This window comes from Primorskyibacter sp. S87, assembly GCF_049801055.1.
GTDB lineage: Bacteria > Pseudomonadota > Alphaproteobacteria > Rhodobacterales > Rhodobacteraceae > JBNAGF01.
In genome coordinates this window covers 222,206-243,619 of sequence record NZ_JBNAGF010000005.1, presented here as the reverse complement: position 1 = coordinate 243,619, position 21,414 = coordinate 222,206, and the positions used below count along the sequence as shown (strand labels likewise).

The 21,414-nt window shown below is 56.9% G+C and carries 18 protein-coding genes and 2 pseudogenes; 6 read left to right on the top strand and 14 right to left on the bottom strand.

The window, feature by feature from the left end; genetic code table 11:
- Position 1: 1 nt before the first annotated feature.
- Together ACP15U_RS11170 and ACP15U_RS11165 are read left to right on the top strand one after the other, a co-directional pair.
- Complete coding sequence (locus ACP15U_RS11170; protein WP_425045229.1) at positions 2-988, top strand: mechanosensitive ion channel family protein; 987 nt, start codon at positions 2-4, stop codon at positions 986-988.
- A 238-nt stretch (positions 989-1,226) separates the two neighbouring features.
- On the top strand, positions 1,227-2,411 hold the full coding sequence (locus tag ACP15U_RS11165) for a hypothetical protein (protein ID WP_425045228.1): 1,185 nt from the start codon (positions 1,227-1,229) through the stop codon (positions 2,409-2,411).
- A gap of 704 nt (positions 2,412-3,115) precedes the next feature.
- On the opposite strand, the gene ACP15U_RS11160 is transcribed toward ACP15U_RS11165, so the two are convergent.
- A complete protein-coding gene (locus tag ACP15U_RS11160) occupies positions 3,116-3,676 on the bottom strand; it encodes a hypothetical protein (RefSeq protein WP_425045227.1) in 561 nt (186 codons plus the stop codon).
- Positions 3,677-4,012: 336 nt separating this feature from the next.
- On the opposite strand from ACP15U_RS11160, the gene ACP15U_RS11155 reads away from it, so the two are divergent.
- Positions 4,013-4,822 (top strand): class I SAM-dependent methyltransferase, encoded by an 810-nt coding sequence (locus tag ACP15U_RS11155; protein ID WP_425045226.1) that lies wholly within the window; start codon positions 4,013-4,015, stop codon positions 4,820-4,822.
- A 501-nt stretch (positions 4,823-5,323) separates the two neighbouring features.
- On the opposite strand, the gene ACP15U_RS11150 is transcribed toward ACP15U_RS11155, so the two are convergent.
- From ACP15U_RS11150 to ACP15U_RS11125, 6 genes are all read right to left on the bottom strand, one after another.
- Positions 5,324-5,947 (bottom strand): hypothetical protein, encoded by a 624-nt coding sequence (locus ACP15U_RS11150; protein ID WP_425045225.1) that lies wholly within the window; start codon positions 5,945-5,947, stop codon positions 5,324-5,326.
- Entirely contained in the window at positions 5,944-7,161 is a 1,218-nt protein-coding gene (locus ACP15U_RS11145) for a tyrosine-type recombinase/integrase (RefSeq protein WP_425045224.1), read from the bottom strand. The genes ACP15U_RS11150 and ACP15U_RS11145 overlap by 4 nt, the downstream gene beginning before the upstream one ends.
- 338 nt (positions 7,162-7,499) lie before the next feature.
- Positions 7,500-7,694, bottom strand: a complete 195-nt coding sequence (locus tag ACP15U_RS11140; protein WP_425045223.1) for a hypothetical protein — start codon at positions 7,692-7,694, stop codon at positions 7,500-7,502.
- Positions 7,695-8,225: 531 nt separating this feature from the next.
- Positions 8,226-9,419, bottom strand: coding sequence for a carbohydrate porin (locus tag ACP15U_RS11135; RefSeq protein ID WP_425045222.1), 1,194 nt, complete (start codon positions 9,417-9,419; stop codon positions 8,226-8,228).
- Positions 9,420-9,421: 2 nt separating this feature from the next.
- Complete coding sequence (locus tag ACP15U_RS11130; RefSeq protein ID WP_425045221.1) at positions 9,422-10,345, bottom strand: hypothetical protein; 924 nt, start codon at positions 10,343-10,345, stop codon at positions 9,422-9,424.
- 132 nt (positions 10,346-10,477) lie between these two features.
- On the bottom strand, positions 10,478-11,722 hold the full coding sequence (locus tag ACP15U_RS11125; protein WP_425045220.1) for a membrane dipeptidase: 1,245 nt from the start codon (positions 11,720-11,722) through the stop codon (positions 10,478-10,480).
- A 153-nt stretch (positions 11,723-11,875) separates the two neighbouring features.
- Here ACP15U_RS11125 and ACP15U_RS11120 point away from each other — a divergent pair, with 153 nt between their 5' ends.
- Complete coding sequence (locus ACP15U_RS11120) at positions 11,876-12,889, top strand: helix-turn-helix domain-containing protein (protein ID WP_425045219.1); 1,014 nt, start codon at positions 11,876-11,878, stop codon at positions 12,887-12,889.
- Between the two features lie 197 nt (positions 12,890-13,086).
- Here the strand turns inward: ACP15U_RS11120 and ACP15U_RS11115 are convergent, their stop codons facing one another.
- Positions 13,087-14,556: an amidohydrolase family protein gene (locus ACP15U_RS11115; protein ID WP_425045218.1), complete on the bottom strand. Its 1,470-nt coding sequence runs from the start codon at positions 14,554-14,556 to the stop codon at positions 13,087-13,089.
- Positions 14,557-14,718: 162 nt separating this feature from the next.
- On the opposite strand from ACP15U_RS11115, the gene ACP15U_RS11110 reads away from it, so the two are divergent.
- Both ACP15U_RS11110 and ACP15U_RS11105 read left to right on the top strand, forming a co-directional pair.
- On the top strand, positions 14,719-15,723 hold the full coding sequence (locus ACP15U_RS11110; protein WP_425045217.1) for a helix-turn-helix domain-containing protein: 1,005 nt from the start codon (positions 14,719-14,721) through the stop codon (positions 15,721-15,723).
- Between the two features lie 260 nt (positions 15,724-15,983).
- A pseudogene (locus ACP15U_RS11105) lies at positions 15,984-16,207 on the top strand (integrase core domain-containing protein); the annotation flags it as partial.
- Positions 16,208-16,378: 171 nt separating this feature from the next.
- On the opposite strand, the gene ACP15U_RS11100 reads toward ACP15U_RS11105, so the two are convergent.
- From ACP15U_RS11100 to ACP15U_RS11075, 6 genes and pseudogenes are all read right to left on the bottom strand, one after another.
- A complete protein-coding gene (locus tag ACP15U_RS11100; RefSeq protein WP_425045216.1) occupies positions 16,379-17,143 on the bottom strand; it encodes a hypothetical protein in 765 nt (254 codons plus the stop codon).
- Positions 17,140-18,006, bottom strand: a complete 867-nt coding sequence (locus ACP15U_RS11095; RefSeq protein ID WP_425045215.1) for a hypothetical protein — start codon at positions 18,004-18,006, stop codon at positions 17,140-17,142. The genes ACP15U_RS11100 and ACP15U_RS11095 overlap by 4 nt, the downstream gene beginning before the upstream one ends.
- A gap of 338 nt (positions 18,007-18,344) precedes the next feature.
- Complete coding sequence (locus ACP15U_RS11090; RefSeq protein WP_425045214.1) at positions 18,345-18,659, bottom strand: DUF6544 family protein; 315 nt, start codon at positions 18,657-18,659, stop codon at positions 18,345-18,347.
- A 95-nt stretch (positions 18,660-18,754) separates the two neighbouring features.
- Positions 18,755-18,928: pseudogene (locus tag ACP15U_RS11085) on the bottom strand (DUF6544 family protein); the annotation flags it as partial.
- 30 nt (positions 18,929-18,958) lie between these two features.
- Positions 18,959-19,081, bottom strand: coding sequence for a hypothetical protein (locus ACP15U_RS11080; protein WP_425045213.1), 123 nt, complete (start codon positions 19,079-19,081; stop codon positions 18,959-18,961).
- A gap of 282 nt (positions 19,082-19,363) precedes the next feature.
- Entirely contained in the window at positions 19,364-21,199 is a 1,836-nt protein-coding gene (locus ACP15U_RS11075) for a BCCT family transporter (RefSeq protein ID WP_425045212.1), read from the bottom strand.
- Positions 21,200-21,414: the final 215 nt, after the last annotated feature.

Sequence of the window (21,414 nt, the reverse complement as noted above, 5' to 3'; positions counted from 1 at the left end):
CATGATCATTCCCAAGAACCTGTACTGGTGGGTCGTCGGATTGGGTTCGATCGCCCTGCTCATCGCTGAAGTTACATTGGGAGGTGTTCTTTTGCACAGCGAAACCAAGCAGATCACCCCCACCACCAGAGTGCTCCTGCTTCTTCTGAGCGGCAGTGTACTGTCGCTCGGATTGCTGGCCGTTCTCCGGCGCTATCTGCTGTCTCACTTCGACATCCAGTCCGATTTTTACGGCGAACAAGTGCAATCGCCGCGTGCACTAAGCGTGATACCGCTGGTGCGGGCCATTCTGATTACCTTCACCATCGTTATCGCCGGATTGGCGGCACTTGCCGAACTTGGCGTCAAGATTGCGCCAATGCTGGCCGGGGCCGGAATTGTCGGCATCGTTTTGGGTATGGGGGCGCAAAGCCTGCTCAAGGATATTCTGGCTGGCATCTTCTTCGTGTTCGACGATGCTTTCCGCATCGGAGAGTATGTCGAGATCGGGGAAAGGCGGGGAACGGTCGAACACATTTCGCTCCGGTCCATGCAAATCAGACACCATCGAGGCGCCCTGCAAACGCTTCCCTATGGCGCGATTGACGCGGTGTCGAACTTGAGCCGGGACTGGGTCATCATCAAACTGATCTTTCATTTGCCGCACGACACCGATGTGATGAAGGTCAAGAAAATCGTCAAAAAAGTTTCTGCTGACCTGATGCAGGACCCGGAATTCGGTCCCGGCTTCATTGAACCGTTAAAGTTCCAGGGCATTTACGATATCGACCTGTTTGGCCTGACGGTGCGGGTCAAGTTCACGTCAGTCCCGGGCGAGCAATTTCTCGCCCGGCGCGAAATCTACAAAAGGTTGCAGGAAGCGTTTGCCTCAAACGGCATCGACTTCGCGCGGCGCTCGGTCTCAGTAGAGGCTCAGGATGATGCAGCTGCCCAGGACAAATTGGTAGTGGCAGCCGAAGTGGAAGCGGACGATAGTGTCGCAAGTTAGATTGTCAGGCATAGCGTCTGTTGCAGGATCTCTCGGTAATCCAAACCGGTATCGCACACCGCCGCACGAATTGCGGCAGGAGGACGCCCGTACACTGCAATGCAGGGATTATCAGCCATCAGTTACCCCGACCTTGGACATTCGCAATAGGAATATTGAGGAGCATCTGGTTTTCCTGGAGCAGGTTTGCAGAAAGCAATGGCACAGGGAACTTTCGCGTGTTTTGCTGGTCGGTTTGTTGGCTGCAGCGCTGTCGCTCAATCCGTTTGTAGTTTTGGCCCAGTCACAAGATGTACATGAGGTCCTTCAGGACGCAAATGACTGGGCGCAAAACTGGTCGGAAAGCTGGCGCGATCGGATCAAGAAACGTCACAGCCGATTTGAGAACTTCTTTAACTGGCAGTTGGCCAAGAACACACTTCTATCGTTCTACGGTCAGCTCAATCCGATGTATCTGAACTATGATGATGGGTTTGAAACCATCACTTCGGTCCGGGACAACGCGAATTCCCCTGGGCGCCTGGGTTTGCGGCTAGAGTCAGATTTGAACAACGGGATTGGGATTTTCGCCAACATCGAGACCGGACTGCGTCGCACGGACTATGATAGCTTGTTCGGCATTGGGCCACCTGAGGAGACCACGGATTGGAACCGAACACTGCTCCGCAAGGCCGAAGTACGCCTGTCGGTGCCAGGTGTCGGGTTTTTCTCCTTGGGCCAGGGAAACATGGCGGCTGACGGCATCACCGGCTTCGATTTTTCAAACACCACGGTTACGGCGACCAACAGCGTTGGCGACACCGCATCGGGTGAACTGGCCGTTTTTTCCGATGGCATGACCAGTTCTCAGGGATTGGAAACCTTCTTTCCGACCTTTGAGGCGTCCCGGCGGTTCCGAGTGCGCTATGACAGTCAGGCCGAGAACGGTTTATCCTGGTCGGTCTCGTTGGGCACAGAGGTGCTTCAGGACAACAACGACAACACCTATGCAGACGCTGCCCTTCGCTATGAAACAAAATGGCGTCAGTTCCGTGTCAAAACCGGGATCGGGTATGCGTTCAACGACAAGTCACCCGATTTTCTGTCGGGCTCATTGGCAATGATCGACGATCACACCGGGTTGAACCTGACATTCGCCGCAGGCACCAACAGCGACGACGGCAGTTATGCGTACGGCAAACTCGGCTTGATTCAGAATTTTATTAAGTGGGGAGGTACCGCACTTTCCATCGACTTCTACACCAGCTCCAATCCAGCCTCGGGAGCAAGTGGTTCGAACTCACAGGGAATTGCGTTGGTCCAGGACATCAACGCCAATCAAGCCCAGATCTACGCAACCTATCGCACGTACCAGATTGACGGAACCGTGAGGCAGTACCAGGATGTTCAGGTCTTAGCCGGCGGTATCCGTTTTACATGGTAAAGTTTTGTCATCTGCAATTCCAGCGGCGTCATGGAAACCTCCATGTGGGATCGTAACCGGTGTAGATTTGCCTCGGTCAACCGCTTCTTTTGACTTGGTCCATCGGTACTTAAGCAGCTACAGCTTGAGATTTTCGATGATCTCGTTTTCTCCTAATTCAGACTTGGGTTCTTCGCGACGGGTCCTGACAACAAAATCTCGAACCGCATAACAGCCTTACAAGCACTAAAACTGAGTGGCAGCTATGTCCGCAACTCGGACCTTGGCACCTCAAATTTCGCTGCACGTTGCATGAACGGCCGCTTTTACTTCTGCGATGCAGCTGAGTGCCTCGGTCGGTCGTGTTTCTGCACCCGCGAACATTTCGCCCGGCTCACTTCAGTTATGGGCTCGGAGCCGACTTTGCCACCAAGTTCACCCGACTGCCGGTTCCAACCACCAAAGGTCCGCTGGGCAGGCCAACTGACTGAAAATCTGGAACAACCTGAACTGGGGCAATGTCTGCTTTCAGACTAAGCGCGGTCGGCAACAGAGCTTCAGCGATGCGGCGATCCAAGTGTGCCTTACCTGGACAGGTGGCGAAGGGTATTTTCGACCTCGTAACCGGCAAAGATCGCGTGTTGTCGTGCCGCTGTTTCAATTTCATACTTGCCGGATGGCATCTCGCTTCTCACTCGAGGCATGCCTGCTACGACGGTTCGAACTTAGGATTCATCCGAGGCTAGCTTCGAAATACCCTGTCCCCAACGCACTCTGCTTTCAGGCGGAATGTGGCTCTGATCAAGGACACGAACCGATTTGGTCTCCGAACACTTCAGCTCCTCGACCATCGCCCGCAACCGCTCCAATTCGAGGTACCCCTGCATGCCGCCCAGTCGCTCGATGAGCGCCACGTAGGCCTTAGCTTCGCTCATCGACACTTCTCCCCGCCCGGCCGCCAGAATTGCCTCTCTGGCGGCATCCACGGTCTCTTGCGGCGTTTCGAGATCGTTGGGTGCGGACAGGTGCAGGAAGTCGGCGGATTTGGGCGGTCGAACCCGGTCGATGATCCAGGTAGCGACGTGCGTATCGCCTTCGTCGAGGGCAGCGTCGATCACGTCAGCAGCCTTGCCGAGCATGGCTTCCAGGCGTTCATTCGCGAAATGCGCGGCGCGAGCATTGACACCCTTGGATCCGGGAGGCCGGCCCGTGGACCTCGGAGGCCGGTTGCCTGGGAGGAAGCGCCCGTCGGGCCCGCGCAGGTTGTTGATCGTGACGTCGGTCATGGGATCGCCTATGTCGTCGTTGCCATCCTAGAAAGTGGGACAGGCATGCTGACATAGTAGTTGATGGTGATGCGGTTGTCACCAGTTGGTAGCAGCGGCGGAGTAGCGGGAAGCTTTTCTATCGGCTGTCAGTCCTGAGCGAATCTCGGATCAGGATCAACTCCTTTTTTTGGGCGCTTGGGAGCAAGGCTTTGCAAGTCTTGACGGTCCCAACAGCGGCCGCTCGTGGAAGCCGCAGAGAACGGCGGCGGTGAGCCCAAAATTCAGAATGCTGCACTTAGCGCGAATGTCCGCTATGCTAACCCCTAGACAAAAGCAATTCTTGGGGGATTTATTGTGGACTGGGATGAAATGGCGCGACCCTGGCTGGAAGCCGCACCGGATTTAGAAACTTCTTTCAGCGAAGTGTTCGAAGCGCTTTTTGAGACAGCACAAATTAAATCCGGTGAAACCGTGTTGGACGTGGGCTGTGGGACTGGCCCCACACTTTTTCACGCCGCCAAGGCGGTGGGCGCGGAGGGTCGCGTCGTTGGCATTGATATCGCACCCCCTTTGATCGCCGCGGCTAAGAAACGCGCACCAGGAAACGTTGACCTGATCATTGGTGACGCTGGATCGCATGCGTATGAACCAGGCGCCTTTGATGCCATCGTCGCGAACTTTGGCATTATGTTCTTCGATGACAATGAGGCTGCATTTGCGAACCTTCGATCAGCTGCCAAGCCCGATGGACGACTAACGGCAACATTTTGGGCGACACCGCCCGAAAACCCTTGGTTCTCTATGCCTCGCCGCATAGTCGATGACATTGTGGAAGATGTACCCAAACCCGATCCTGCTGGTCCCGGCCCGATGCGGTTTGGTGATCCGACCTCGCTCATAGCGATCATGAAGAGAACCGGCTGGAAAACCAATGTCGAAACGCTTGACCTGATGTTGCGCCCACCTGGCCCGATCGAACGCGTTGCAGAACTTCATATGAAGGTAACTGTCGGCATGATGCTCAAGGGCGTTGAAGTCGCCGAACATAAGCTGAATGATATTAAGTTGGCCGTCATGGATGCCTGCAAGCAGTATGAGAGCGAACATGGCATCGCGGTCCCAGCACGAATTCACGTAATCGAAGCCGTTGCTACCCAGGCTTGAGAGCAGATATTCGACTTGATGTTGTTAACGGCAACTCCGTCCGCATTTGTGGTATTTATTCTCGGTGCAGCGAATGACAGGTTTTGAAGAGTGACCGTGGAGTCAGTATGAACGACTGCTAACAGGAAACCTGCTGCGTCGCAGCGCGCTTACTCGCATGTTGTCTGTCGCCTGCGACACGCTTTCGGCACGAGGTACTCCCATGGCCGGCAACCGGCCCGAACGGGGTGGATACTTGCACCCGACTACGTGATCAGTCACAGCCGCATCTATACCTTTCCGGAATGGTGCGAGCACTACCCAACTGCAGCGGGACATCTCCATGAACTGGAACAGAAACTTGGCAAGGTGCTTCAAGGCTTTCCCGATGAGCAACAGAGGAAACGGATAAACTAGGCAACGACGCCAAAAAAGCTTCAAGCGTGACGAGATCGGATCGCCCGCTTGAGAGAGACGGAATGACATTCGGTGCCAAACGCATTGGCCCCGTCGGAAAGATGTTCAAGGCATAACCCGACCCGCTGCGCTAAATACAACCCCACCTCGCTCCAGCAGGCGGAAGACCCTACAGCGCATGTGGATTGCCGGTCGGATGTAGTCCTCGATTGGTTCACCTCGGGCATGGGCCTCAAGCAGTCGGTGCTTCGCAGCCAGACGCAAATCTTTGAGGTCTACCGGGTGTGTGTCGGGCATATTCATGCGGGATTCCTCGAAATAGCTTTTGCGGCTTCTTGAGACGCCCCCAGCGTTCATCATACTGATAACTATACGCTGGGCCTCGACCTTGCTCCCGTGCCCGCCCAGCGCCGTTGCGAGAGCGTCTGCAGCCGCAAGCGCGTAGGTCCGCAACTCCCACCCGGCCGCATCGACGGGCCTCCCGCCCTTTCCCTTCGATCCTTCCTGATCGGGCTGTTCGCCCGCCCGCTTCATCGCTTGCCCGATGAGGTCGAAAACGAGGGCAAACTGAGCGTCGAGCAGGCCCCTCTCAATCAACTCCGGTTCACGTCTTGCGGCGTCATCCAGCAAAACCCTGAGCGATCTTATCTGCCAAATTAGAAGATCCTCGCAGAATACGGCCCTCATATCTTCATGCAGGCGCTGGTCACCCCCTAGCAGGCGACTCATGCCACCACCTCGGCCACGTATGCTTCCCATCGAGCTTGGGCATCGACTCGTTCGGTCCAGAGATCGGCGCTATCATATCGCCCGTGAAGATCGGCCCGCTTGTGAGCGATCATCATTTCCGCCACGTCGTAATCAACGCCCATCCTGGTAAGCCCGGTACGGTACGACCGGCGCAGGGCATGGAACGCGAAGCCCTCGCCCAGTTGGTCCTTGAGAGGCTGGAGCCGCTGCGTCCAACCAGACATGGGCCTGAGACGCCGACCCGGGAAAACGAGATCTGTAGCGGCATAGCGCTCCTGCGCTTCGATTATGGCGCAGCTCATTGGCCCGAGTGGCACCCTATGTTCCCGGCCCATCTTGGTCGCCACCGCCGGGCAGGCCCATGCGCCACCTTCGATCTGGCCCCATGTCATTTGTGCAGCCTCAGTGCGCCTGGCACCGGTAAGCAGCAGGAAGCGGCAAAAGTCACGGAACACGGATTCCAAGCCCTCCGTTGCTGCCCAAAACGCACGGATCTCGTGATCTCCGATGAAGGTGACCTTGGGCCGGGAAAGGGCCTCGGCGCGCGTCTGCCGTTCCCTTCGGTACCCTGCCAGCACGTTTGCCTTGAGATGATCGGCATTCACGCACCAATTCAGGAAAGCCGACGCACACTTGCGAAGATAGGTTGCCGCTCCGGGCTTTCCGCTCACTTCCAATTTGTTCATCTGGCTGACGATCTGCTTGCGGCTCAGGTCAGACCCAGGGCGCTTCAAGTACGGCCTCAGCCCGCGTCTCATCGCCGAAATCTCATCCTTCGCCCTGACCACTTGGCGAGCCGCTAGGCGCTTCTCGTAGGCATCCAGAAGCTCGGACAGGCTGGCTTGAGCCTCAGGTCGGGCGTTTACGTCCACGCCCTCCCGCATCTCTGCAAGGCGCTTGCGTGCGAGGTCTCTGGCCTCAGCAAGTCGTAAGCTGCCTGTATCGCCCAAGGTGACGCCGATCTTTCGGGCCGTCCGACCTTTGCCCACCCGAGAGGTTAGGTAGTAGGATTTCGATCCGCTGGGGAACACGCGGACCGCCAGCCCGATCACCACATTGTCAAAAACCAGATACCGCTTCGTTTTCGGCTTGAGTGCCCTAACCATGGGCGCGGTCAGCCGAACCGTCTTTGACTTGGGCTTCGGTTTCGGCTGCTCAGGAGGCAGCACGACCACATTGCTCTTCGTTTCCATGGAACCCTCCGATGCCATGCTGACTGCCAGCGGCGGCGGGCACCCACCAGGCACCCACAATACTTATCTAGCGGTGAGCGCCCATGAGCACAAGTGAAGCCTAAAACTATTGCTTTATTGAGTTTATGAGCAATTACGAGCACCGAGGAGGATATTAAGCTTTCTTTTGGTAAGGGAGAGGTCGAGAGTTCAATTCTCTCCAGCAGCACCATCAAATCAATAACTTGGAAAAGTTCAAGCCTGCGGTTTCGCTGATTTAGGTTCAAGATTTAGGGACATTTGCACACACGCCCCGAAGAATTTGGCCTAAATAGTTCAAGGCAGTCCTTGAGGATCCGCTATCCGCAGCGAAACCCATCGCGGTTCCCTTTGCGGATCGCAGCCATCATCTGATCAGTTTCACCCGGTTCAAGCCGCCGGCCGAATACATCGAAGAGCAACCGCTTTAGCTGATCTTCCTCCCGATCGGGCCAAGGTCGATCATCAAAGGCCATTGCAGAAACTCCGGCAAGACAACCGCGCTTCAGGGCCATTCGGCCGGCCCATAATCACAGGTTCAATACTCGGTGCGTTGATCGGAGCGACAACATTCGCCATCCCTCGTTTCTTGGGAGCAAGTATCCATGCTCACTTATCGGCTTACCTTGCTTTGGCGTAGGCTTGCAATGAGTGACAGCTTGAGGTGGCGTAGGGGTCATCCGACAAAAACCTCAGTTGACCGAGTAGAGCCCAATCTTCCTATTGGTGAATGTAGCAGCATCCCTACCGAAGGGCGGGAAGCAGAAGTTCGCTGCGTACGGGGCAAAAAATTGCTGCGTGTCGGGCAGACGCCAAAGCAGTCTTGGAAGAAACGATCCTGCTACAGCCTTTGGCGGATCGATTGGAGCAAGTTAGAATGTGTGCCCCACGCCAGTTAGAATGCCTGGGAATGCGGCAGTTGGCGTTTTCCAAGAGGAAATTTTGGGGGCGACCCACTCACGCGCCGCCCCCAACCGCACCGGCAGAAAAATTGCCGGTTTGGGCGTACCATGCTCACTCACTAAAAAACCGTATAGGATACGGGCTCAGAAGACGACCCGCGCCCTGATCCCAAGTAGTGCGAAACCGTCTTGCGTCGAGGTGAGCGGGTTGTGGATGTATTGCAGTGACGGTGTGATCTGAAGCCCGGGTGAGATCGAGAAACGATAGAAGAGCTCGGTCGTGAACTGGGTTCCGGGGACTCCACGCGATTGGGCCCAGTTCAGTCCCAATCCGGCCAGATCAGTGTTGCGGCCATAGTACCCGATCCCGGTGGAGAATGAGCGGTCATACAGGGCCGCTGTGCCCTTGGACCAACCGGCCCGGACAAAGGGCATCCATTGGTTGTCGATAAACCAGGCCGCCGAGAAGGCGGCTCCGTAATCCTCGGCTCGGCTGCCATCGTCGGCGGCATCTGCATGCCACAAGGTCAGGTGAACATTGTCGAAATAGATCCGGTCGAAGCCCGACGTGTAACCAATTTCCAGGCTTTTGAACAGATTGCCGTGGTCGAATACCTTGAAATCCGGTTGTGTCGGATCTGCGTTTGCATCGGCAACACTTGCGACCGCGTAGAAATTTGAACCGAGTTTCACCCCTCCCGCGATGCCGAGGCCCGGATTGGGCGCATTGATCGTCGGGTTGGTGTTAAAGGCGAGGTTCTGAAACCCGGTGTAGGGGCTGACCAAGCCGTAGACATCGACAAAATCGGTCACATCGATCTGGCCGACCTGCAGCGTCCAATTGCCGTTTGCGCCTCGCTGGGTCCAGAAAAGGTTGGTCAGCATGGTGCCATTGTCGTTGAAAGCCGTGCCCGTGATCGCCAGAGCTCCCCCGTCCAGCCCGAGAAACTGCGGGGCAACCGCTCCATAGGCATGCCGATGCTCGATCTTGAAGGTCAGCGACCCCAGTTCTGTCGCCTGCCACCCGCCATAGAAACGCGCAATTCCGCCACCCGCCTTGCCCTCGCCAATGTCCGAGCCCGAGGACTGGCCCAGTGCCAGGTAGTCGATGTTGAATTTGAACTCCTTCTCGGCCAGCCCCTCCTTCCACGCAAACCACCCCGGCGCGATGTTGCGGGGGAAGGTGCTGCGGAATTGCGGATCGGTCAGCCCGTCGCCCGGCGTTAGATCGGCCTCGACGGAAGAGGGGCCGGACAGGCCGCCGGTCTGGGCCAGGGCGGGCAGCGACGGGGCAAACGAGCCGGTCAGGGAAAGGGTCAGGGCAATGAGAAGTCGCATGTCTAGTAACCTGTTGGTTTGCGGATCGGAGACAGAACTGCGGCGCGTGTTACGGTATCGACAGGGGGCGCCGGCGCGTGCTGAAACGGGTTTTTTGTGACCGGGCTGACGGTGAAGGTGAATGTCCAGTCCTCGGCGAAGGTGTCGGGCCTGACCACGTTCTTTTCCGCGGACAGGTTGAGTTTGACGATCCGATCACCGATCGCCGTTGTCTTTGCCAGGGCCAACTGGATCGGCACCGTCCATTCCTGCCCCGACGGGGAGTTCCAGTCATAGGACACGGTCGGGCCGGTTCCGATTTGCCAGCCGTCGCCAAGTCCGTAGAACAGGAAGTACTGAAGCGAGGTGATCGACGTGTCTGCACCGCTGCCGCCTACCTTTTCATTGTGGAACGGGAAGGCCCCCGTCACGCCCCAGTCGAAGGTTTTCACGGCCAGAAAGCTGGGACCCAGTAGCCAATTGTCCGACGAGGCGTCCGAGCCTACCGGGATGCTGCCCACGACCCCTGCGCCGATGGTCCAGTCGCCCGCCTGCCAGGAATAGAGCAGGTCATAAGGAATGTCGTTCCACGAATTCAGCCCGCTGAACGATCCGGTTGCCGGGTCCCGGCGCGGGGTGCCCCAGCCAAATCCAAAGGCGGGCCGGAAGATCAGGTTGTTGCCGTTGGGCAGCACGAACGGCAGGACCGGCTGAAATGTCAGCGTGGTGCTGTCCTGCCCATCTGCGCCGGGCAGAGCACCGTCAAACCCCCGAAACTCCAGCTTGAAGTTCATCGTGGCGTTGGCCGCACCCGGATTGGCCAGTTCCCGCGCCAACTCGTCGATGTTCGGACCAACCTGCGCACGCGCCGTCGATGCCAGCACCGAGGCCAGCACCGATGCCAGGGCCGTGGCGGCCAGCACGGTCAGCAAACTTGTCTCTCTCATGCCTGCGGCTCCATTTTTGCCCCTCGGTCACACCGCCGCCAGATCGGCCAGCGCAACGGACCTGCCACACTGCGCGGCCCCTGCTGCATTGCGGCAGATCAGGTGAAGCGCGGGGCCGCCGGGCGCGTCCCGTCATCTGGCATGAAAGCCCTTACTCAACTCGCCGCGCAGGCGCAGGCGCTCCGGATACTCGCTCAGGAATTGCTCCGGCGGCTTGCCTTCCCAGACCTGCGCAAAAACCCGCATCTTGTTGCCGCCATAGATCTTTGCGAGATCCTCGTTCGTGTACCCACGAGCCCACAAATCGTCAGTGATCGCCGCAAGGATCTTGGCCAGCTCGCCGTTGCCGGATGCGCCGCGGTTGAACGCGTCAATCATGTAGCCACCGTCGTCGTAGAGTGCTGCATTCGCGGTTGCGAAATCTACAACGAGTTCAGTTGAGAACATGTCATCTGACGCGATGCCCACGTGATCCACGCCGACAACCTTGACCCAATAGTCGATCATGTCAGCGGCCTGCTTCGGCGAAATGTCCTCGGGCCAAACCCCGTCCATCATCCATTCTGTGAAGGTGGGTGAGATGTACCCGCCTGAGTTGGCGGCACGGATTGCTTCGTCATCGGGAATATTCCGGTAACATCCCTTGGGGGTCGCCTCAGGCGCGTTTTTGTAGAGTCCTGACGGAATCGAATGAGTGTAGACGAACGGCACGCCGGGATAGTTTTCCTCCATGTAGTCCATGGCGTCATTGGCGGTTTTCGACCCTGTGTGGCTTAGGTCCAAAATGATGCCGAAGCGGACCATCTCATCAATCACCGACTTGCCCCACGGCGTCAGACCTATGTCGTTGCCGTTGTACGCGGCAAGCTGGCCCGAACCGGTTCGGAAGATGTCGTTGTAGGCGAGGATCATGCTCTTTATGCCCATGTCTTTTAGAAGCGCCATCTTTTTCAGGTCACCGTTCAGGATCGTCGCGGTCTGGCTGTTCCAGATCACCGCCGTTTTACCATGCAGATGCGCAGCCTCGATATCCCGCGTCTCGTTCACAACCAGATACTTGTCTGGCTGCTCCGCCATCGCCGCCCTGAAGTGATAATGCTGCTCGAGCAGGGTCTCGAATGACATGTCGGCGGCGGCGAGCGTCATCTCGTGGCCGGTGATGCCATTGTCCCGGGCCCGGCCAAAGTACTCGTGCAGTTGCTCATACTCCGTCCAGCCGGTTCCATAGGGGCTGGCCAGCATGCCAAGCACGATGGTTTCCTTGACGAACGCCTTGGCTTCGTCCGAGGCGTCCCAGGTTTTGCTTTCCTCGCTGGCTCGTGCGATGCCGCCGACAAGTGCGACGGCAACTGCAGCGCTCAGGAACATGCGTTTCATTTGGCTCTCCTAAGGGATTTCAGGGAATGTAGGGGGTAGGGTAGTGGCAGGTCATAATCTGTGCATTTCATTAGGTGACGGCCGTATTGTTTTTTGACGCCTAATGAATGATCATCGTTGCCTCTGATGGCTTGTTCAATGCGAGATATCCAGATGGACCGTTCTTCACCTCCTTCAATGAGCATCGTGTTGTTGCACCCGGTCTTGGAAGAAATGGAGGCTCACGGATGTGATCAGGCGACTCTCGCCCGCCAACTGAAAATCCCGGTCGACGCCCTGAAAAACCCTTCGACGATTCTGCCTGCGGGAAGAGTGTATGGTTTCCTGGAATGGGCGACAGAGCGCACCGGTGATCTGTGGCTGTGCGCGAGACTGGGGCAACTCATGGCCAAAGAAGGGTGGGCGCCGATCAACCAGTTGTTCCGAGACTGCGGCACGGTCTGGGAGTTTTTTCTGCAGTTCGGAATGGTTGCCGAAGACCAAGGTGGCGCGGTTTCGTACCGCCTGGAACTTGAGGGCCGTGTTGCTCTGTGGAAGCTCGTTAGACGAAAGGGATCGCCCGACACCGCGCGATTTGCGGATGCAGTCGCCATCGGCCTTTTTGTGGAGATTTTGCGGCTTGCAGGCAGAGATCGTTTCGACCCAACGATTTGCCTGTCGATTTCTTCGAGTAGCAAACTTATCCCGCCCGATGTTCTGCCGCACCAAAGCGTAATCACCGGTACGAAAGGCATGACCCTGCGCTTTCCATCCGAGTGGCTGAACTGGGAATTGGCAGATCACCGGCGACGGCCTGACTTGCCAGAGCTGGGTTTGCCTGTCGTCGGCGCCCGTGATCTGAAGTCCACGGTCTGTCATCTTCTCGAACAACAAATTTCCGACCCCGGCTTTTGCATTGATCGCATTGCTGATGCAGTAGGTATGCCAAAGTGGAAGCTGCAAAGGGAGTTACGTGGAATGAACACAAGTGTTGCTGAACTCCGAAGTGAAGTTCGTCTGGAGCTGGCTTCCAGACTCCTGACAATTGGAGACACGAACATCTCCGAAATTGCCTTTTCGCTGGGATACAGCAGCCCTTCGAATTTTTCGCGGGCCTTTCGCGCCAAGTCCGGACAATCCCCGGCCGAATTCCGTAAGTCCAACACCACAGGTTGCCTCCACGATTAACCGAGGTACGACCACGCTGCGCTCCGGTCATGACGCTTGTGTCCTGGGCTCAAGGCCCTTCGGTTGCTTCAGCGTGTTCTGGCAGCTACGTCGCCCTTCACAATGATCCGGATTGCCGGTGTCTGTTCGGGACAGGTTGCGGGGCGGCCGAGGTAACAAAACCGCCCTGCTGCTGCCTCGTCGGATGACGGGGAAACTTACGGATACACCTTGGGCTCGGAAACCGCGGGCCGGTACATGATGCTGTCGGAGGTGACCATCGTGTTCTTGTAGGCGCGGCCGTCCTTCATCACCAGTTGCAGTTTGCTTTCGTCCAGGATCAGTTCGATATCTTCCAGCGGATTGCCGTCCCAGATCAGGATGTCGGCATAGCTGTCAGGGGCGATCTGGCCCAGGTTGTAGGTCTGATACGGGTTCTTGGGGCCCGACCATGTCAGAACGATACCTGCATTGCCGGTCCAGTGTTTCAGCGCCTGCGCGGGCGAGAACCCTGCTGCAACGTTACAGGTCAGGTCTTCCTTGATCCGCTCGACCAACCCCGGGCTGAACATGTCGGACCCGCCGACGACGAACATCCCGTGTTCGTTCATCCACTTGGCCACGTTGCGGGCACCCTCGCCAACCCGGACGCCCTTCAGTTTCTGCTCATGTGAGAAAAACGCTGGCATCGTGTCGTAGCTGCCGAACGAGTTGATGCTCATATAGCACTGGAAACTCCAGACGATGTCTTCGGTCTCTTCGTATTTCTTGACCATCCGTTTGACCATGTCTTCGGAAATGAGGAATCCATGCTCGAAAGAACGGGTGCCGAGACGAAGATGCCGGTCATAGCTGTCGTCATGGTAGGCGTGAACAGCAACGTAAGTGCCATTGTCGGCCGCAATCTCGACAGCTCGAGCGACTTCATCTTCGGCAAGACCAAGGATTTCCAGCGGATCGAACTCACTTGCGACACCGCCGCCGCCCATGACTTTCAGGAATGCCGCTCCACGGCGCAGGTTCATACGCGCTGCCCGGGTGACTTCATCAACGCCATCTACAACCCAGGTGTTCTGAGAGGCTTGCGATACATCCTGATCGTTGCGCAGACGATCAACGGGTATGTTCCGTTCCGCGAAATCGCTATGCCCGCCGGTCTGCCCGATGGCACCGCCTGCCGAGTAAACCCGTGGACCGGGAACAAGCCCCATGTCGATGGCCTTGGCGATGTCCAGCGGGTCGCCAGCAATGTCGCGGACTGTCGTTATGCCCTTCATCAGCATGTTCTGGTTCATGTGATGAATGGCGATGGCCCCGCCCGACGCTTCATCCCAGCGGGTCTGATAGGTCGCTGTTCCCTCGGGCGGGTTCAGCATGACATGCTGGTGCATGTCGATCAGCCCCGGCGTCATGGTCTTGCCGCTGGCGTCGATGACGAACGCCCCTTCAGCCTCGATCGTCTCGGTCGAGACCTGCGTGATGACATTGCCTTCGACCAAAACGTTCGCACCCTCGATGAGTTCGGGCCCGAAGCCGTCAAAGACATTGACATTGGTAAACAGGATGGGCGGTGGCGCTTCTGTTTCAGCGGCCGCTGCCGGGGCGTTGCCGCTTCCGGCGGCAAGCGCCGCATGGGACGAAATCGACAATGCAACAACTGCTGCGAAACTGGTGATTTTCCGAATCATGTTTGCCTCCCGACATTGGAATCCGATCTGAGGCTACAAAACTACGCGCCGGAATGTCGGCCAGTTTTTAGAGATGTTCTCACAAGTTTCGAAAAAAAGGGCCGACACTTGCGGGGAATTTGTGAAATAGTGGCCTGAGACGAGATTCCGAGAGGAAGAGCGATGACGCAAGGGGCTGACGGTTTCATCCGCGTGATGCTCGTGCTGCCATTTATCCGCTACGTGGAGCAGCAAGGCAAAAGTACAAAACTCGTTCTGAAGGCCATGGGTCTGGACGTCCGGATGTTGCAGGATCCCGAGGCAACTGTCCATGCGGAAATTGTCTACGGGCTGTGCAACGCCCTGGCCGATCTGGCCGGGGAACCTCACCTTGGATGCAGGATCGGGGAACAGCTGGATCTGTCACGCTGGTCGCCCGTAGCTGAAGCCGCTCGTCAATCCCGGACAGTGGGTGAGTTTCTGTGCAGTTACCTCATGAGGATACCGCAGGAATCAAGCGCCGTGCGGCACGCCCTGACGATCGAGGCGAACCGGACCACATACACCGTCAGAAGGCTGATCGACACCCGCAACCCACCGATCCAGGTTGACGGGTTTGGAATGTCCTTACACCTGCGATTGCTGCGCATGGCGGTCGGTGACGGCTGGACGCCCGAGCATGCCATGGTAGAAACCGCCTTTCCGGAGGCCGTGCCGAGACGCTACATGGATGTCCGCATCGCGAGAACGGAGAACCGGGAACTGGCGCTGAGCTTTCCCACCGGCTGGCTTCATGCCCCTTTGGAACTGGATGTGGCGCTAGATACCCTGCCCAAAAAGGATAGCGAACCCGATCTCTCCATCGTCGCCGCCCTGCGCAGCGCGGCCTTGCCCTTACTGGACAACAGATCTGTCGGTCTTCACGACCTCTCGGAAGCGCTCGGATTGCAGCCCAAGAGCCTCGAGGCGGCTCTGCGTTTTCACAAGACAACGGTCGCCCGGGAAGTCAAGGGCTTGCGCATAGAACTGGCGAAGGAAGCCTTGGTGAATACATCGCAAACCGTTGCCGAGATCGGCCGTTCTCTGGGATATGAAGACCAGTCCCACTTTGCACGCTTCTTTCGGTCGCAAACTGGTTTTTCTCCCCAACAATTTCGCCAAAGTTCCAGCAAGGATATTGGGAAGTAGTTCATACGTATCAAGGGATCGTTTCCAAAACTGGTGGGTCCGCCACTCGCAAGAAAGCCGCCGCAGTGTGGGCGACGGGGCAAGGGCGGCTTCGGGCAGCTCAAGCGCTTTGAAGCCGATCAACCGAAGGTCGGGAAAGTCCCGCAACTCGGTCTCACGCAGCAGCTTCAGAATGTCTTCGTCCGAGTATCGCTCCCGACCCATTTCATAGTCCCCTTTCTCAGCCAAAATAGTGGCCCAGCTACAGGGGGCAAAGACAGTGGGAGAACGGCTACTGCGAAAGCTTCAACGGGCGCATGCGGGACGAGCTGCTCAACGGCGAAATCTTCTACAGCCTGCGCGAGGCACAAATCCTGATCGAACAATGGAACCTCTCGGCAGAATGCTCTGCATTCGCCTGCCGGTCAGCGGGAAACACTACAACACAAAACGCCCCCACACTGCTCTGGGCTACCGCCCACCAGCGCCTGAAACCACCATCCCGATGGATCACAGGCCAATGATGCACCAACAATCAATTTGGACCAGTCAGATCGGGCTGCTCACTCGCAACATCATGTACTTGCATTCGCGATACGGACGAGGTGTTTATGTGTACAACCTCGGCCACTTAACTGACGTTGACCCCATCTGAACTACAGGCCACTTTCGGTATTCAATTCGGCGGAGGCGGGAGAACTTCTTTTTTCTGAAGCACTTGGAGAATGTCGACAATTGCTTCTGTGCTTGCATCGACCGAACCTTCAAAGAATAACCCAATTCCACCTTCGCCCAGTTCCCGCGTTCCGCCGGCATCGTAAGTAGGTGAAAGAGAGGAGAGCTCTGCTGGGAGGACCGGGCAAACCGGGTTGTTTTCGAGAACTGCATCCGTGGCCTTGAAAAAAATGTCCCTGACCTCCTCCACAGCCTCTTTCACCTCACTCATCTCGGTCAATCGATCTGGCGTAAGTCTCAAATCAATCAGGCGAAAGTAAAGACAGTCATCCTTGAACTCGGCCGAGGCAGAGGCCCCAACTGTCAGGCCACCGGCGAAGACCTCTTCAACGCGATTACGTCCGTCGCCAACTTGGCCTTCGCAACGGTAAAGCCTGGCATCAATCTTTCCGCCCAATGTCAGAGCAATATCGTCTGTGCGTGCAATTGCCTGGCTCACGGTTATTCGAGCATTGCAGATATCGACATATGGATCAGCGGTAAGCGCGTTCACAAGGGTATCCTGCGCACGTCGCAGGTCAACAACACTTTCTATGTATATTCTCGTGGCACTCACGTCTTTCAGGCTTAGCGCCAATTCCACAGGAACTTCGTGTTCGCCGATTGTCACAATTGGGCTAGTCCGAAAGGTGACCTCCTCAGCCGAGAGTGCGGTCCCAAGAAAGCCAGCAGCCATGAGCGTAATGCGAGATATCAGTCCCGTCATTCTTCCACCCCCACGATACCGCGCGATTGCATGAGGGCGAGGAGATCCATCATCGTTTCTGCACTGGTGTCAATGGAGCCACTCAGTGCAACCCCGATACCACCGTCGCCGATTTCTCGGGTCCCTCCACCTTGGAGGATCGGTTCCAGCGAGGACAGCTCCGGCGGCATCTTTGGGCAAATCACGTTCGCCTCAGAAAACTCCTCGGCCTTGTTCAGCACGATCTCTTCGACCCGTTCCGTCAAACCGAAAAGGTTGGCCACGCCACCAAGAAAGCCTGTGGGTTGAAGCACTACATCGGCAAGATCGAAATGGACGCATTGCCCTCGGACATTGGCTCGAGCCGCTGCCGCAATCCCAATGGTGGTCGAGATCAACCTCGCACCGCGCCCGCTGGCTCCATCGGCTTCCTCACGACGGCAGCGATAGAGTTCCACGTCTACCGTACCAACGAGCGCAATGAGATCGCCCGTAGCATTTGTTTCGTCGAGATTTGCGATGACGTTTAATGAACACCCTTCCTCGATGGGTCCCGACAGCAAGTCAGGTGCCCGAGTCTGAAATTCCCGCAAATCCAGAAGCCCCCGAAAGCCGAGCCGTGTTGGTGTCACACTGCTGAATCCTGCATTCAATGTGTAGGGTAAAGACTTGCCTCGGGCTTCGATCTTATCAGTGATATCGAAACGAACATCCCCAGCATAATCGTTAACCGACGCGCTCAACTGGGCTGGTTGCGCATTCAATTCGGCCTTCAACATCTCTGGATCAGTGGTCGCACAGGATACGAGGAAAAAGGAACTTGCAAAAACACAGCTAGCGGCAATGTTTGTTCTGGATTTCTGCACACTCGGTTGTTGTTTCATGCGAGCCATCCGGAGCCTTGCTGACTAAATGCGTTTATACCGCCGTTGACCATTGGTCAATTTATTGCACAGCGAGGGCTGGATAGCGCACATCGCCCGGGGCGCAAGTTTCGTTTCTTCTTCGAATCTCGAAGATGCTTTCACGAAGCAAAAAGGATTTCCTCCACATCAGCTCCGATAAAGCCCTCACTTGACAGACAAAAGCGGCGGACGATCACATGCGATTTGTGTCTGTGTGCAAGGTCCAGGCGCTAACAGCAGCGTATAAATTTTTGCCCCAATTTGCGTTGCGGCATCTGCGAACACCTTGGCTGGATCACTTCCGACATGGGCTCCACTCAGTCATCAGAACACGATTGTCCCATGCCCGCAAATCCACCAGAAGGTTGCAGACGGTGAACACCCTCGGGGTTCGCATTGCTCCAGCGTTGGAATTGCACAACGACAGGGCGGCCCTCTGTATCCACCGTGACATCTACGGACTGCGCAATACCTACGGACATCATGCTATACCGAGCAGTGTTTTCGTCCACAGCCTCCCTTTTGACATTTGGCCCCGGAAACAACGCTGCCGGTGTCCAGATCGCCGCCTCGTCAACATAGCGACCAAAGTCCGATCTTGTGTGATCGGTTTTTGCCGCAAAACGGGCCACCGGGACCAATCCAGCCAGAAACGTGTCCAGTGTCCGCTGTCTGATCCCGACACTCGCATCAGCTCAGACCCGCCCGACATCTTCCACACAAAGCCCACCGGGGCGGCGAGCACCTGCGACGCATGCATATTCATGTAGCCGGGGGCGTCTTTTGTCCCGAGACTGAATTGTCCTTGCATCTCGATCTCTGCAACCGTCAGGAGTGGCGTGCCCTCCATAATTGCGAAGTTAAAATACCGACGCGCTGGTTCAGGAAGGTCGGCGACCATATCGGGTTCAAAGTGGAGCGGAGCGTTTGGCTACAACGCGAGCAACCGAGCCATTTCCGCCGCGTCTGCACGGTGATCCATCATACGCCGTAAGCTCATGAAAACTGCACCAATGGCGACACAGACAAAGAGGATAGCAATCAGTTCTAGCACGAAGGCTGCCTCCTCGGTTTCCTGCTACACCGGAAACTAGCTTGCATGTCGAATTGTGGAATGCGGACACAATGCGCTACGAGGAAATCGGTCAGTATGGGCTCTGAGCCGCCTTGTGGCGCGATCACCGGCTGACCGGTTTTAGCAAACGAACAGCTGCTCCGACCGTTCGCCCGGCTCTGTATCGGGTGGTTACCCTTCTTTGCAGATTAGCCCATCGGGTCCTGCAACTTGCCAACGGCAAGAGCGGGCGAAGGTGATACCTCCGCCCGCTCAAATCGTTTATTCCGCCGCTTCGCTGGCGGCCATGCCGGCCTTGTCGCGGGCACTGTCGCGATAAAGCGCCTTGGTCAGCGACACCATCATCAGGCCCATGACCATGGTGAACGGCAGGGCACCGATGATCATCGCGCTTTTCAGCGCCTCCATCGGATCGGCTCCACCGTTATTCTTCCCTGCAATCAAGAGCGTGCCGATAACCGCGGTTAGGATTAGACCCCAGACGACCTTGTGCTTGTTGCCGACATTCTGGTCGCCTCCAGACATGATCGTGTTCATCACCAGGATTCCACTATCGGCCGAGGTCACTAGGAAGGTCATGATCAGCACGACGCACATGATCGTCAGCGCCGACAAAAGCCCGCCCTCAATCATCTGTCCGAGTGTCACAAACAACTTGTTGGTGTTGGACGCCCCGATAATCGCACCGTTTGCACCGCCGGTCAGTTCCAGGTCGATGGCCGTGGCGCCCAGAATAGTCATCCAGGCGAAACACACCATCGCCGGAGCGAAGACGCAGCCCAGAATGAACTCGCGTACGGTGCGCCCCTTCGAGATACGCGCCAAGAACAGTCCCACAAAGGGCGAGAATGCAATCCACCAGGCCCAGTAGAACGTAGTCCAGCCGGCTTGCCAGCCAAACTGTCGCCCTTGCTCGCCTGCGGTGTAGACCGCGGCCAGTGTCGCATCGTCCAGCTCGGCCGCAGCGCCTTCCAGCCCCGACTTGAAGCCGTCGAAGCTACCCCATGCATTGGTTGCGCCACCGATCAGATCATCGGCCAGCGGCTTGGCTGCCTCTGGCAATCCAGATGCAAAGGCATCGGCGGATTGCGGCCCATAGGCACCGAAGCTTAGCGAAACGAACTGGATGATGTAGTCAACGAGTGCGCTGGCATAGGTGGTCATCGCAAACAAAAACGATCCGAACAGAACGAAGGTGAATAGCAGGATCAGCGACAGAACCAGATTGAGGTTCGACAGGTATTTGACCCCGCGCCCCACGCCCGAGACCGCTGAAATGATCGACAGGCCCATGATGCACAAAAGGCCAGCAACCAAGCCAACTGTACCTGGTTTCGGTACATCGCCGGTCATGTCCATCAACCATTCGCTTCCAGTGATCGCATAGACACCATCGATGAACTGGCTGACACCAAAGCCGATAGTGACCGACACGCCCAGAATGGTGGCAACCACGCCCAGAACGTCGACCACGTGGCCAACAAAACCGTTCACGAACCGACCCAGAAGTGGCGTCAAAGCCGAGCGGATGGTAAGCGGCATATCTCGGGTATATGCGTAGTAGGCCAGGCTCAGGCCAGTCACGACATAGATGGCCCAGGCGTGAAAGCCATAATGCAGAAATGTATAGCGATAGGCCGAGATCAGCGCCTCTTCGGTGTTCGGCGCGACCTCCTGACCGACCGTCAGAGGGTTCGATCCCCAAAGACCCAGAGGTTCTGCTGTGGCAAAGACCATCAGGCCGACGCCCAAACCAGCTCCGAACATCATCGAAAACCATGAGAAATTTGAGAACTCGGGGGCTTCGCCCTCGCGTCCCATTCTTCTTTTTCCGGTTTGCGGCAGGATTGCGATAACCGCGAGAAAAAAGGCAAACAGCCCAACGATGATAATATAGAAGGAGTTGAAGCTTTCTAGCAGCTGCCAGTTGAGGCTGCCCAGAGTTCCGTTGGCGTTCGCTGGCCAGACCAGCGCCCAGATAACCAGTGCGATCATGATCCCTTTGCTGATCAAGGCAATCTCAACGCTGTGCCCCTCGTAAAAGCCGGACGCGGCCCTTCGGACCTCAACCGCAGTGAATGGTGGCTGGATAGACATTCTGTTCTCCTCGTGCTCCCTGTAACCACAATCGATGGCAACACTGCGGTTGCGGCGCTTCTCCCTTACCGCCGAGTGGTAGGACGAATGCGACACCTCGCCGCATTTTGCCTAGATCCACCCGATTTCACCTTATTCGAGCAATGCCCAAACTCATCGTGGCCGCCAACGGGGCGTTCCACTGGGTCGCATCAATCCCTGCCATTGGTCGCCAC